The sequence below is a fragment of the Vreelandella sp. F11 genome (genome assembly GCF_042466685.1).
Lineage (GTDB): Bacteria > Pseudomonadota > Gammaproteobacteria > Pseudomonadales > Halomonadaceae > Vreelandella.
Window position 1 is genome coordinate 4,514,645 of sequence record NZ_CP170448.1, and the last position, 13,954, is coordinate 4,528,598.

Here is a 13,954-nt window from a genome sequence, read left to right on the forward strand (position 1 = left end):
CCCAGCCGCGCTTGGGCGACTGGGTGATACAGGAGTGGGGATTACTGGCGCAGTAGACCAAGCTCGCTCAGCACATCGCTGAACTGCTCTTGCTGCTGATCCAGGAAGGCGCCAAATTCTTCGCTGTCTTGGTAGGCGTCAATCCAGCCCAGTTGGTCGCTCGCTTCACGCCATGCATCGGTTTCCAACATTTCGGCGAACAGATCTTCATAGTAGGCGACTGCTTCTTCAGGCATATCAGGAGCGCCCATCACGCCGCGCCAGATATCGAAAGTGTAGTCGAAGCCCTGCTCTTGATACGTCGGTACTTCGCTCAAACCGCCGCCCAAACGCTCTTCAGAAGAGACGCCCAGCGCCCGCAGTTGGCTGCCTTCGCCCAGTTGGCCCACCGCTTCACCGGCACCGCCGACCACGGCTTCGATATGGCCGCCCATCAGGTTAGTCATAGCATCGCCACCGCCCGAGAAGGGGATGTAGTTGACTGCCGAGGCTTCCATCCCGGCTGCTGAGGCTAAGCCTGCAATAGCGATATGATCCATGGAGCCCGGCGCACTGCCGCCGCCCACGCTCAGGTTGGGATTCTCTTTCAGCGCATTGAGCAGGTCTTCGAGGTTCTGATACTCGGAGTCCGCTGCCACCAGAATGATCGAGTAGTCGGTGTTGATCCGCGCAACCGGGGTAAAGTCGGTGTGGTCATAGCGCGAGGCGCCTGCCAGCGGCACCAGAATCATCGGCGGGCTGGTGGCAAACAGCTTATGCGGGTTGCCGCTATCGCGAGCGATTTGCGCCCAGGCTACAGCACCGCCGCCGCCAGGTACGTTGATCGCAGCGAAGCTTTCGTCGGCCAGCTCTTCTTGCTGAATAACCCGGGACATGGTGCGAACCAGGGTATCCCAACCGCCGCCTGGGTTAGCCGGTGCGACGAATTCGATGGAGCGTTCCGGTGTCCACTCTTGCGCCTGTGCGGCGGTGCTCATGCCTGCTAAGGCAGCGATGGGAAGAGCAAATACAGATAAACGCTTGAGGGTAAGCGACGTCATGATGGCGTTCTCCACGTATCAGTGTTGTTGTGTGATGAGGTTGCTATGTAGCGCTTCTTATTGTGAGACTGCACGCCGCGAACGTTAGAAGACCCTGCCCCTGACCGACAAGCTTGTGCTCATAAAAGACAAAAAATTCTTTATGGGCATTTTGTTCATTTTGTTCACGCTGGCTTAATTAAAGTGATTCAAGCCACTTGTGTGCCGTTTCTAACAAGCGATAGCGACGCTCAGGCCGCCCTACATCACCATAGCCCAGCTCGGCACTGACTGCCTGCTCGGCAACTAAAAACTCTAAATAGCGGCGGGCGGTTGAGCGGCTGGCGCCCATGGTGCGTGCCATCTGCATGGCGGTGAGAGAGTCGGGGGCGTCGGCCAGGGCATCAATCACCCGGCGCAGCGTCAGCCGATCAATACCTTTGGGCAGGGCTTGAGACAACGTTTGGTTGTTAGCACGCAACGGCTCACCGGGCTTCAGGCGCGCCAACACGGAATCCAATTCATCCTGATTCATCTCGGCCCGGTTGGCCAAGGCTTCACGCTCAAGGCGAAAGCGGGTCAACATTTGCGTCATCCGCGCGGCTTCAATGGGTTTGATAAGGTAGTCGAACACCCCGCCGCGCAGCGCCTCGCTAATGGTTTCAACTTCACGGGCAGCGGTAACCATGACGATATCCACATGCACATAGTCGCGACGAATAGCCCATAGCAGCTCCAAGCCTTCAACGTCGGGAAGATAGGCGTCGAGCAAAATCAAATGGATGCTGGCGGACTGCTCCGCCATGAGAGCCTTGGCTTCACTACCGTTACGCGCCATGCCCACTACATAAAAGCCATCGCTCTGCTCAATAAAAGCCCTGTGGATATCGGCAATGCGAAAATCGTCTTCAACGACCAAAATGCCGTACTCTCCATCAGCCATTGCCTTCCCCCTAGCCGTCGTGGTCACTGTTTTTAAGATTGTTTTTGAGACTGTTTTTAAGGCTGCTTTTGGCACAGCGAGCGGTCTAAGACCGCGATAAAGCATGCGCCGCCCAGCTCACTCTCTTCCAGGGTCACGGCTCCGCCGTGCTGGCGGCAGAGCCTGGCCACCAGCGCCAGGCCAATGCCCTGGTGTTTGCCCGTCTTGGTCGAAAAGCCTTCCTGGAAAATCGTCTCGGCGAACTGGGCAGGTACTCCGGGCCCGTTGTCCTCCACTTCGATCAACAGCTGCTCGCCTAAATCAGTAAAAAACAGGCGTACTTTGGGCGCTTTACTCGGCCCATTCAGCGCTGCGTGGCAGGCGTTGTCCAGCAAGTTACCCACTACGCTCATCATCACTTCTTGACCGGTCGGCGTTAGTGGACAGGAGAGTGAGCTCTGCTCATCAATTTCCAGCGCCACGCCCAGTTCCCGCGCGCGGGTCAGTTTACCCAGTAGCGTACCGCTAAGCACGGCGTCGGCCACGTTGCGTATTAAAAAGCTCATCTGCGCCTGTGCACGCTCGGTCTCCTGATGGATCAGCGCCAAGGCCTCCTCGATACGCTCTAACTGCAGCAACCCAGAGATGGTGTAGAGCTTATTGGAGAACTCGTGGGCCTGGGCGCGCAGCATATCCACGTCACGGCTGGCTTGGGTCAGCGCATGGGAGAGATCGACGATCTCGCGACGGCTGCGGAAAGTGGCCACCGCCCCCTCAATCTCGCCTTCGTGCAGTATCGGCACGCGGTTGACCACCACCGGGTGATCGCCCAACCACATCTCCTGGTCGAACTCCTGCTCGCCGCGCCGGAGCACCTCGAGAAGTCGCGAATTAGGCACGATCTCTCGGATGGGCTGCCCTAGCAGCACATGCTCATCGTCCAAGTTGAGAAAGCGCCGCGCCTGCTGATTCACCAGGGTAATATGCCCTTCGCGGTTAACCGCCAGGATGCCCTCGTGGATCGACTGTAAAATGGCCTCTTTCTCCATGGCCAAGCGGGCTATTTCGTAGGGTTCCAGGCCTAAAATGACCTTTTTGAGGTGCTGCGATAACCAGTAGGCACCGGCAAAGCCGAGACAGATCATCAGCGCCACCAGCATCCAGCCAAAGCTGTTATAGCGCGCGACGTCCATGGCCACACGATCCATCATAAAGCCTACGGACACCAGGCCGATGATATTGCCCTCTTCGTCCCAGATAGGCGCTTTGCCACGAATGGCGGTACCCAATGACCCGGTCGCCTCAGAGACATAAAACTGGCCATGGATCAGCGCCTGATCATTATCGCCCCCCACCATTGGCTGACCAATCCGCTCCGGCAGAGGGTGGGAGTAGCGAATACTTCGCGCGTTGCCCACGACAACATAGCGCGCCCCTGTTTCATGGCGAACGCGCTCCGCCAGGGGCTGAATAATGAAAGAGGGGTCGGGGATCGCAAAGGCATTGATTATTTGCGGCATCGAGGCCACCGTTTTGGCCACCGCCAGTGCTCGCTCACCCATCTGCTGGCTAATAATTTCCGCCTTACGGTGATTGAGATACGTACCCTGTGCCAGTAGCATGCCTGCCAGCAGCAACCCGACTAACAGCATTACCTGCAGGCGAAAACTGCGTTTGTACCAGCTGCGCCTTGCGCGGGTGCGTCGCCAGCGCTGCAGGTCGGCTAACGTTCGGGGGCGAGAAGCGCTCATAAGTAGACTCGAAATGCGTGACCGCACCATTATGGCACGCGCTAACCAACGGCGTAATTGCCGTCACCCTAAAGTCATCGTTCGCTGATATAATGGCGTAATGCCGAAACCAAGGAGGGATGTTGTGGCGATCGTTCGATGGATGCTCTTGCTGGCCTGCTGGCCCCTGTGGTTAACCGCGGCGTATGCCAACCCGTTTTATGGCCCTCCCCCTCCGCCTGATGATGCCCCGGTGTTTAGTGGCGATGCTGAGCTGGGTTTTACCCACCTTTCAGGCAACACCAACAGCCAGACGCTGATTGGTAAAACGCTACTGACCTGGCTAACCGGCAACTTCACCTACTCGCTGCGTGGAGAAGTGCGTAACGTTACCAAGGATGACGAGACCAGTGCCGAGCAGTACCTGGTGTCGGGACGCGAACGCTATGAACTGGATGGTCCGCACTATCTCTTTGGCTTTGCCCGCTGGGAGAAGGATCGTTTTGCCGGTTACGATCAGCAGCTCTCCGCGATTGGCGGCTACGGGCGCCAGATCCTGGAGAACGACACCCATACGCTGTCGCTGGAAGCGGGCCCGGGTTATCGTCATGACCGGCTGCGCGAGTACGATGATGAACGCTTAATGGTGACTTACACCGCGCTGGACTATCGCTGGGGGTTTTCGGACTACGCCGATATTCAGCAGGAAATGTCGGTGGAGTATACCGACCAAAACACCACCTCTCGGTCGCTGACAGCGCTTACAGCACGGCTCAACTCAAAGCTATCGCTGCGCTTATCTCACGAAATCAAGCACAACTCACAGCCACCTGACGACACCAATGTGCGCACCGATACGACCACCAGCGCGTCTTTGCTCTACCGTTGGTAAGTCCCCTATTGGCTTAGCGATTCTGCCCCCGGTGCGCCCACCCGGTCATGCGTTTCTCCAGTTGCGCAAACAGTTCGTACATCACCATGGCCATGGCGCTGATCACCAGCAGCCCCGCAAAGACCAGCCCCATACGCATTTGCGAACCGGCACTCATCATCAGGTAGCCAATACCCTGATTGGAGGCGACGGTTTCTGACACCACCGTGCCCACGAACGCCAGGGTAATGGCGACCTTCAGTGAGGCAAAGAAGTAGGGCAGCGAGCGCGGCAGGCCTACTTTTAACAACACATCCATACGCCGCGCGCCCAGCACACGTAGTACGTCTTCCATCTCAGGCTCCAGCGTGGCTAAACCGGTCGCCACGTTGACCACAATGGGGAAAAAGCAGATCAAAAAGGCGGTGAGAATAGCCGGCACTGAACCGATCCCAAACCAGACAACCAGGATGGGCACAAAAGCCACTTTGGGGATGGCATTAAAGCCCACCAGCAGCGGGTAGCAGGCGTTATACAGAAAGCGCGAAGAGCCGATAATAAAGCCCAACACCAGCCCCACGGCAACCCCCAGGCCAAAGCCAATCAGCGTTGTCCAGAAGGTTTGCCAGGAGTGCATGGCGATAGGCCCGGAATAGGTCACCAACGCCCGAGCCGTCTCCAAGGCACTAGGGAAGATAAAGCTGGGCACATCAAACACCCGCACCGTGACTTCCCAGATAATGATCAGAGCGACCACGGCGATCCACGGCGCCAGCCGTTCAATTAAGGGATTATTTTTTGACATGAGCGCGCCTTTCATTAAGTACTGCGTACTTCACCAATCTGAGCACGCAGTGCCTGCACCAGATCAATAAAGGGTTTTTCATAAGTGGTTTCCAGCGCACGAGGGCGCGCCATTTCGATGGAACGCCGCTCAATTACCCGGCCGGGACGACGACTCATGATATAAACCGTATCCGCCAGAAACGCTGCCTCGCGCAGGTCGTGGGTCACCAGTACTACCGTAAAGCGTTGCGCTTCCCATAGGTCGCGAAGCACGCACCACAACTCTTCGCGGGTAAAGGCATCCAGCGCTCCGAACGGCTCATCCAGCATTAGCAAACGCGGCTGGTGAATCAGCGCCCGGCAGATCGAGGCCCGCTGCTGCATACCGCCGGAAAGCTGCCATGGGTATTGGTCTTCGTAGCCGTCCAGCCCCACGGTCTTGAGCAACTTGCGCGCCCAGCCGACAAACTCTTCACGCCGTTTACGAAACTGATGGCGGTAAGGTTTGACGATCTCCAGCGGCAGCAGGACGTTATCCAACGTAGTGCGCCAGGGCAGCAGGTTGGCGTTTTGAAACGCCATACCTGAGATTTTCAGTGGCCCGGTCACTGGCTCTCCATCCACACGTACGGCACCAGTGGTGGGCGCATGCAAACCGGTGCAGAGCTTCATAAAGGTCGACTTACCGCAGCCGGACGGCCCTACGAACGCGACGAACTCGCCTTCATGGATACTCAGGTTGATATCTTCAATGGCGTTGCCCGACCCATCGTAGGCCAGGCTCACGTCATCAAAAGTGACAAAGGCTGCCGACATGCTTATTCACCCTCTGCCGAAAACAGCCTGCGCTCTTCCTGAGTAGGTAAGTAGCTTGAGTTAAACACCTGATCTGGCGAAGGCACAGAGGGCAAGTCATAGGCGTCGGCGACCAGTTGAATGGCTTGAGCCAAACGCGCTTCATCTACGCCGCCTACGCCATGCTCACGGGCATCGGGGGTATCCACCACGCTATCCAGTGCCAGTTTCAAGCGCCGGGTCTCCATCTCCACATCGATCAGACCGTCACGGTTTTTAACATACTCAATAGCGGCCTCGGGGTCGGCAATGGTGTCGCCGAGAGCACGGTTGAAGGCGCGCAGAAAGCCCTTCACGGCTTCTGGATTAGCTTCGGCGAATGCTTCGCTGGCGATGATGGCGTTGCCGTATAACGGCACGCCGTAGTCGGGGAATGGCATAATGGTCAGCTCCTCTTCACTCATGCCGCGCTCCTCAAGATTGAGCAGGCTGGTGAAGTAGAAGCCGGTGATCGCATCCACATCGCCCCGGGTTAACAGCGTTTCACGCAGGGTGGGGTCGACGTTTTGCCACTCCACCGCGTCGGCGTCCAGATCATTGGCAGCGGCAAACACGCCCCAGGCACGGTAGCCGGTATCAAAGGTGGGGGCGGCGATGGTTTTACCGGCCAAATCCGCCGGGTTCTCGATCCCGCGGTCTTTGCGGCCAAACACTGCCGCGGGGGTGCCATCGTAGACGATATAGACGCCCTGAATGCCGGGCCCATCGGGGTTTTCAGCGAGAAACTCGACCAGCGCATTAAGATCGCCAAAGCCCATTTCATAGGCCCCGGATGCCACCCGGTTAATTGCCCCTGCGGAACCACTGCCAGAGTCAATCTGAACGTCTAGCCCCTCTTCGGCAAAGTAGCCCTTCTCAGCGGCCATTAAAAATGGTGCGGAGGGGCCCTCAAAGCGCCAGTCCAGTTGAAAGCGTATCTGGGTGTCGTCGGCATGGCTGACAGCCGGTAGTAAGACCCATGCTGCCGCGCAGCCAGTGAGCAGTCGCGCAGGAGAGAAAACTGTAGAAAAACCGGGAATTGCAGTAAGGGAGCGTAGTGTCGAAGCGGGCGTCATCATGGTCAGCATACCTTGTATACAAAATATGCTTTAGCATGCAGCAATGCTGCCATTTTTAATTTTTTATTGTCTTATCAATTTATTAGACAACTTCTAAGCTCTCGACGCCGGCCACATTTCGCTATGATGGTGCATTTGCACCCGGCAGCGCACCAAGATAAATCATGTTAGACGTTAGTCTAAATTGGCGGTATACTATGTTCAGTTTCCTGTCCTTGCGCCATTCATTGAATGGCGCTTTTTTTTATCTGTTATTTGGCATGCTAATCAGCACTACTTAATCAGCACTGCGCCGCTTAACAAAAGGCGTTGATAGGCTGCTGTTTTGCCAGCCCTGCCCCTACAAGGTATTCACCATGAATCACCCCGCCCCTAACGGCGAAGCCCCTAACGTTAACGGTTCTGGGCGGCTTTCGCTCGGCGATCCTGTCGTTTTAATCTTGAGCATCGGCTTTATCGTCGCTTTCCTTGCACTATCGCTTTATGACGTAACGCTGGTAGCTGACTCTATCAGCAAAGGCTTCGCTTGGACGGCATTAGCCTTGGGTAGTTACTTCCAGCTACTTCTACTACTCACTTTCTTTATCGCGATGGGATTGGCGGTCACACCTGCCGCCAAAGCCAAAATTGGCAATTTAGATGCACCAGAAATGAGCACGTTTAAGTGGCTCTCGATTATTTTGTGTACATTACTTGCGGGCGGCGGGGTATTTTTTGCTGCCGGAGAGCCGATTTACCATTTTATTGTCACGCCGCCCGCTTTTAGTAGCGAAGCGGGCACCCCGGAAGCCGTTCCTAACGCCTTGGCGCAGTCGTTTACGCACTGGGGGTTTATTGGCTGGGCGGTATTGGGGTCGCTCACCGCTATTGTGCTTGCCCATGCTCACTATGTGAAAGGCCAGCCGTTACAACCACGCACCCTGCTCTATCCGCTATTGGGAGAGCGGCTGATGCGCGGCCCCCTGGGTGGAATTATTGATGCCTGCTGTGTCATCGCGGTTGTCGCTGGCACAGTCGGCCCTATTGGTTTTTTAGCGACACAGGTCAGTTTTGGCCTGCATGAAGTATTGGGCTTACCCAACAGCTACACCAGTAAACTGGTCATATTAGCGGTGTTAGCCAGTATGTACGTGCTTTCGGCCATGAGCGGCGTCCACAAAGGCATGCAGTTGCTTAGCCGTTTCAATGTGTTCCTGGCGCTCGCAGTGGGAGCCGTCATTATGGTGTTTGGCCCTACTCTATTTTTGTTCAATAGCTATCTTTCAAGTATGGGGGTCTATATTAGTGACTTCTTACCTATGGCAACCACCACAGCAGAAACCGCTCCTGCATCGTGGATGCAGTGGTGGACGGTCTTCTTCTTCGCTTGGTTTATCGGTTTTGGCCCACTGGTAGCGATTTTTGTAGCGCGGATTTCCCGCGGCCGCAGCATTCGCGAGATGATCGTCGCCGTGGCCGTTCTCGCTCCCATTGCGACCACTGTATGGTTTACCCTGCTTGGTGGCTCAGGTATCTACTTCCAAATGACGGGCGCTATTGAGCTAAGCGAGGCGCTGAATAATTTCCAGTTTGACGTCGCCACCTTGACGGTTGCCCAGGCACTACCGGGCGGCGCCTGGATGACGCTAGCTATTTTAGTGCTAACAACGATATTCGTCGCCACCACCGGTGACTCGATGAGCTACGCCATTGCGGTTGTGGGGGCTGGGCACGACGATCCAAGCCCTTATATACGCGCCTTCTGGGGAATCGCCATGGCGATTATGGCCGCCGTACTTTTATATATGGGCGCTGGCCAAATCTCGGCCCTTCAACAATTTATTGTGATAACCGCTATCCCGGTGTCGTTCATTCTATTGCCCTCGCTTTGGGATGGCCCCAAGGCAGCCTACGCCATGGCTCGGGAACAGGGCATTATTGACTAAAACAGCACGCTACGGCTCTGGCCTTATAGCCCTTCCAGCAGGCGCAAAATCATCTGCGGCTGCTGGTTGGCCTGGGCCAGCATAGCGATACCGGCCTGCTGCAAAATCTGCGCGCGCATAAGGTTGGAAACTTCCTTAGCGTAATCGGCATCCTGAATACGTGACCGTGCATCGGAGGTGTTAACAATGCTGTTATTGAGGCCGTCAATGACGCCTTCGAAGCGGTTCTGCACGGCACCCAAATAACTGCGCTGACGATCTAACCGCTTAATCGCCTCATCCACTCTATCTATCGGTTTATCCGTCCCACTGACATCCTCAGTCACGTCCAAACCATCCAGACCCAACCCTGTTAAATTCATGGCTTCAAAGCGAACGGCAATGGTATCGCCAGCGTTAGCCCCCACTTGAATGTTCAGTGATTTCGTGTCGTTAAACAGCCCAATGCCATTGAAGCTACTTTTCCCGGCGATGCGGTCAATCTCTTCCAAGCGTTGACCAATCTCGGTTTGAATAGCGTCAAGATCATTAGACGAATTAGTGCCGTTAGCCGCTTGTACACTCAGCTCACGAATTCGCTGCAGGTTGTCGTTGATCTGGTTGAGCGAGCCTTCCGCCGTCTGCACCATGGAGATGCCATCATTGGTGTTGCGGATCGCCTGGGTCATACCTTTGATTTGCGCCGTCATGCGGTTGGCAATCGCTTGACCAGCGGCGTCATCCTTCGCGCTATTGATACGCAGCCCAGAAGAGAGGCGCTGCATGGCGGTCTGCATGGATTGCTGACTGCCGCGCAGATTATTCTGCACGATAAGCGACATCGCATTGGTATTCAGGCTGAGCAACGCACGCCTCCGGGGAAATTAGCCTGCCCAACTGATTGGCGGCCTCAAGGTTACTATCGGCCTAGAAGCAAAAACCATTAACGCTTTTGAGCTAAGAGGGTGCGGCCACTGCTCGCTAACACTTCATTGACAGGTTTTTTCACATAATCGTGTCGATAGTAACCCTCATCGACCACCTCCCCATCCCAGGCCACAATATCTAAATCCATGGTGCGTGGGCCTGACTTGATCGCCCCCCGCACGCGGCCCAAGCGATCCTCCACCCCTTTGAGATAAGCCCGAAAGGCCTCACGCTCAAGCGGCGTGCTCACCAATAGCGCGGCATTAAGAAAGTCGGGCTGATGCTGGTACCCCACCGGGCGGGTGCGAATCGTTTTGGAGCGGGCTAGCAGATTGCATTCGCGACTAATGATATCAAGCGCCTGAACCACATAGTGGTCAGGATCGATATTAGAGCCTAGCGAGATCAAGCACTCATGGAACGGAGCAGTGTGGGCGGCAGATAGCGTCGTTGGAGGCATAGCGACATCCTGTTAAACGTGACGTCTCGTAGAGCATCCTGGGAGTAGGACACTTCTACTTCTACTCCTAAGCTAGCGCTTCGTGCAAGCTGTGTATAAGTTATTGACAAACGTTTCACTCACGCAGAGAGTCTTCCCATACCAATAAAACAGTAGGGAACGCTCTATGTACCATCAAGCAGCTCTGGTAACCGGCGGCGCCACCCGCTTGGGTCGCTACTTCTCCGAAGCTCTGGCCGATGCGGGCTACGACATTGCTCTACACGTTAATCGCTCGCGAGAGGAGGCCGAAGAGGTCGCCAGGGGTATCCGTGCCAAGGGGCGGGAGTGTGCAATATTCTCCTGCGATTTTTTAAACGACGATTTAAACGCCTTAATCCAGTCGGCCAAGCAGCGCTTCCCTGGGCTTAACCTGCTGCTGAACAGCGCCTCTACCTATGAATCAGCGCCGATTGCGACGACCGAGCTTGCGATGTTGGAAGCCCAGTTCAGGGTCAATATGTTTACCCCTCTGCTGCTCACTCGCCACTTTGCCAAAGAGGTTAAAGAGGGCCAGGTGATCAATATCATTGATAATAAAGTGGCCTATCACCAATACCCTTACGCAGCGTATCTGCTCTCGAAAAAAAGCCTGGCGGAGATGACCCGTATGGCAGCATTGGAGTTCTCTCCGCGCATCCGCATTAACGGCATCGCCCCTGGTGTGATACTGCCTACCTCCCAGCGTACCAGCGACTATATTAAGTGGCGTATTGAAGGCATTCCGCTGAAAAGTCAGGGCGCCCCGAACCACCTTGTACAAGCTTTGCACTACTTATTGGACAACCCCTTTGTGGCGGGGCAGATTCTGTTTGTCGATGGCGGGGAGTCGATCAACCTGGAAGGACGGCACTCTGAAAATTATGCCTATGAAATAAAGCCCTAAAACGCAGAGAGGCCGCCCGAAGGCGGCCCCTGCAACGATTCGCATCGATAACGGCTTAAGTCTCATCGACGTCATCATGGTCAGGTTTTTGGTGATCGACCGTATCAGGGGTTGTCTGATTGAGTCGAGGATCAAACCTGTCATCCGTTGTAACGTCACCTGACTTGGGTTGCCCTGCCGGACTACCGTCGATTGTAAAGGCTTGCTGCATGATACGCAGATTAGCGGGCGGCGCAGAACCTGTCTTATCTTGCCCGAAGTAGAGCGTGGTATGCGGGAAGGGTATTTCGATACCCGCCTCATCAAAGCGCATTTTCACCAAGCGATTGTAGGCACGGCCCACGGCCCACTGATCCCCCGGCGTGGTTTTAATCACCACACGGATATTCACCGAGCTGTCCGCCAGAGCCGTCACACCGGCCACGGTGAGATCCGCCAGTAGCTTAAAGCCATGCTCTTCACTGGCTTTCAGATCCTCAAAAGCCAACTGAAGTTGTGCAATGGCATCATCTATACTTTCACGATAGGCAATGCCGTATTCGCCCACATGGTTGCCGTACTCACGCATATAGTTAGATACGGTATCCACGCTGGAGAACGGTACGATATGGTAAGTACCGGATAGATCGCGGATCCCTACAGAGCGGATACTGAGCCGTTCTGCGGTACCTGTTATGCCACCTACCGTCACCACATCCCCGGTGTTCATGGCATTCTCTATCTGAATGAATACACCGGTGATAACGTCCTGCACCAGTTTCTGGGCGCCAAAACCAATCGCCAGACCCAGTACACCGGCACCGGCAATCAGCGGGCCGATATTGATGCCGATTTCCGACAGCACGATCATGCCGGTAATGGTCACCATGGCGATTGCCAGTGCATTACGAAATAGGCTGAGCAGCGTTTTCGCCCGCGCCGACGGTTCTCCGTGGCCGGTTTCCGGGTTGAGCTTGTGCTCAATAAGGCTCGCCAAACCTAGCCAAACGGCTAGCGCCACAATCAAAATCACCGCCACGCTGGTCAGGTTGCCAACCAGGTTGGCACCGCGTTCAGAGGCGTACCAGGCGGCGAGGTCAAAGGCGCCCCATGCATTCAGCACCATCATGATGACCACGATCAGAATAATCGTGCGCAGCACGCGAAGTGCATTGGGCACGTAGCTGTTCAAGCGCTTCTCAAGCAGGGGCAATTTGCGCCGCAAGTCGTCGGACAGGGTAATCCGGCGGCCAATGGTTTGGGTAAGAAACGACGATACCAATAGCCCAACAACAATCGCCGCCAATGACTTCAGCGTGGCAAACATCACAAACGGCAATGCATCGCCAGGGCGCGTCAAGGTCAGTACAAACACCATCAAGAAGTACAGCAGCGCAAACAGATGCCAAGTACGGGCAAATAGCTGTAGCGAAACGCGGCTGGCGGTGAGCGTCGATTTTGCCGCCATCTCGTTCAGGTTATCGCGCAGGCGGGTGCGGTTCTTAAGCACCACGACCACGGCGTAGATAAATGCCAGCACCATGATCAGCGTACCGACCGCTTGACCCAGCGAAGCCGACACGTAGAAGTTAACCAGCGGGACTATCACCATCAGGCCATAACCGACCATGCCGATCAGCCGCGCTAGCCAGCGGTTCCAGTAGGAGGCTTCCTGGGCAGAGATAGGCAGTAGCCGCAGCCCTTCGTAGCGCGAAGAGAACAACATCCGCACCGCGGCTTTGAGCAGCTCAATAATCAAGAATGCATTCAAAAAGAGCGAGGCGCGGGTAGATAGCTCACCGGCTTCACCAATCGCAAACGTGGCCAATAGGTTGCCACCCACATAGGCCAAGCCGACCAGCAACACATCGATGACCGCCGCAATGGCCACACAGGCAATCAAGCGCAACACCGGCGTTAAGTTACTGCCATTCAGCGACCAGCCACTGATTTTGGTAAATAGTGGCTTAGCCAACCGTCGCACGATCATAAATAGTGCAAAGGTGGCGACAATCACCATACCTAGATTAATCGCCGCACTGGTGAACGCGGCCATATCAAAGACACTGTCCGCCTCTTGCCCGGAAAACAGACCGCCAACAATGCCCACCACTTGCTCGAACTGGCCCCCCACATCGCTAACCACACGACTGGTGAGCTCTGCTAACTGGCGTGGCAGGGAAACATCCTCTGGTGCAATCTCACTACCTTGGGCCGCCGCTTCCGGAGAGAGCTCATTGGCAACGCCAGCGGGCAGCGACGAGGCTTGATTGCGCAGCATCTCAATCAACTCTTGTCGCGACTGCTCATCTTCCAACAGGCTGGCCAGCGCCTCGTAGGACGTCGGCGCCGCCTCTTCAGACGATGCTGCACCATCGGCACTGGCCGACTCACTTGGCGCGCTCTGCGCCATTGCTGGCGTCGCTATCAAGGCAATCATTGCCAGCAGCCAGACACCTAGCCAGGGTAATAAACGAAGTGGCTTCACACCTGAACCTCCTTTTGGGTGAGTGTTGTG

General features: G+C 55.7%; 12 protein-coding genes. 3 read left to right on the forward strand and 9 right to left on the reverse strand.

The window, feature by feature from the left end:
* Positions 1-41: 41 nt before the first annotated feature.
* From ACFIOZ_RS20565 to ACFIOZ_RS20575, 3 genes are all read right to left on the reverse strand, one after another.
* Positions 42-1,040: a Bug family tripartite tricarboxylate transporter substrate binding protein gene (locus tag ACFIOZ_RS20565; RefSeq protein ID WP_386080905.1), complete on the reverse strand. Its 999-nt coding sequence runs from the start codon at positions 1,038-1,040 to the stop codon at positions 42-44.
* 178 nt (positions 1,041-1,218) lie between these two features.
* Entirely contained in the window at positions 1,219-1,962 is a 744-nt protein-coding gene (locus tag ACFIOZ_RS20570) for a response regulator (protein WP_211595604.1), read from the reverse strand.
* 56 nt (positions 1,963-2,018) lie between these two features.
* On the reverse strand, positions 2,019-3,692 hold the full coding sequence (locus ACFIOZ_RS20575; protein ID WP_386080906.1) for an ATP-binding protein: 1,674 nt from the start codon (positions 3,690-3,692) through the stop codon (positions 2,019-2,021).
* Positions 3,693-3,834: 142 nt separating this feature from the next.
* Here ACFIOZ_RS20575 and ACFIOZ_RS20580 point away from each other — a divergent pair, with 142 nt between their 5' ends.
* Positions 3,835-4,563: a DUF481 domain-containing protein gene (locus tag ACFIOZ_RS20580; protein WP_386084146.1), complete on the forward strand. Its 729-nt coding sequence runs from the start codon at positions 3,835-3,837 to the stop codon at positions 4,561-4,563.
* A gap of 13 nt (positions 4,564-4,576) precedes the next feature.
* Here the strand turns inward: ACFIOZ_RS20580 and ACFIOZ_RS20585 are convergent, their stop codons facing one another.
* Genes ACFIOZ_RS20585 through ACFIOZ_RS20595 form a run of 3 tightly spaced genes read right to left on the reverse strand, consistent with a single transcriptional unit; the run spans position 4,577 to position 7,241 of the window.
* On the reverse strand, positions 4,577-5,347 hold the full coding sequence (locus ACFIOZ_RS20585) for an ABC transporter permease (RefSeq protein ID WP_386080908.1): 771 nt from the start codon (positions 5,345-5,347) through the stop codon (positions 4,577-4,579).
* A 14-nt stretch (positions 5,348-5,361) separates the two neighbouring features.
* Positions 5,362-6,144 (reverse strand): ABC transporter ATP-binding protein, encoded by a 783-nt coding sequence (locus ACFIOZ_RS20590; RefSeq protein ID WP_386080909.1) that lies wholly within the window; start codon positions 6,142-6,144, stop codon positions 5,362-5,364.
* A 2-nt stretch (positions 6,145-6,146) separates the two neighbouring features.
* Positions 6,147-7,241, reverse strand: a complete 1,095-nt coding sequence (locus ACFIOZ_RS20595; protein ID WP_386080911.1) for an ABC transporter substrate-binding protein — start codon at positions 7,239-7,241, stop codon at positions 6,147-6,149.
* 356 nt (positions 7,242-7,597) lie between these two features.
* Here ACFIOZ_RS20595 and ACFIOZ_RS20600 point away from each other — a divergent pair, with 356 nt between their 5' ends.
* Positions 7,598-9,166 (forward strand): BCCT family transporter, encoded by a 1,569-nt coding sequence (locus ACFIOZ_RS20600; RefSeq protein WP_386080912.1) that lies wholly within the window; start codon positions 7,598-7,600, stop codon positions 9,164-9,166.
* Between the two features lie 23 nt (positions 9,167-9,189).
* Here the strand turns inward: ACFIOZ_RS20600 and ACFIOZ_RS20605 are convergent, their stop codons facing one another.
* Both ACFIOZ_RS20605 and folK read right to left on the reverse strand, forming a co-directional pair.
* Positions 9,190-10,011, reverse strand: a complete 822-nt coding sequence (locus tag ACFIOZ_RS20605) for a flagellin (RefSeq protein ID WP_386080913.1) — start codon at positions 10,009-10,011, stop codon at positions 9,190-9,192.
* A gap of 77 nt (positions 10,012-10,088) precedes the next feature.
* The gene (gene folK / locus ACFIOZ_RS20610; RefSeq protein ID WP_386080914.1) at positions 10,089-10,532 is read right to left on the reverse strand and encodes a 2-amino-4-hydroxy-6-hydroxymethyldihydropteridine diphosphokinase; all 444 of its coding nucleotides are present in this window, start codon (positions 10,530-10,532) and stop codon (positions 10,089-10,091) included.
* Between the two features lie 166 nt (positions 10,533-10,698).
* Here folK and ACFIOZ_RS20615 point away from each other — a divergent pair, with 166 nt between their 5' ends.
* Entirely contained in the window at positions 10,699-11,457 is a 759-nt protein-coding gene (locus tag ACFIOZ_RS20615) for an SDR family NAD(P)-dependent oxidoreductase (RefSeq protein WP_386080915.1), read from the forward strand.
* Between the two features lie 55 nt (positions 11,458-11,512).
* On the opposite strand, the gene ybiO is transcribed toward ACFIOZ_RS20615, so the two are convergent.
* Positions 11,513-13,924, reverse strand: coding sequence for a mechanosensitive channel protein (gene ybiO / locus ACFIOZ_RS20620; protein WP_386080918.1), 2,412 nt, complete (start codon positions 13,922-13,924; stop codon positions 11,513-11,515).
* Between the last annotated feature and the right edge of the window lie 30 nt (positions 13,925-13,954).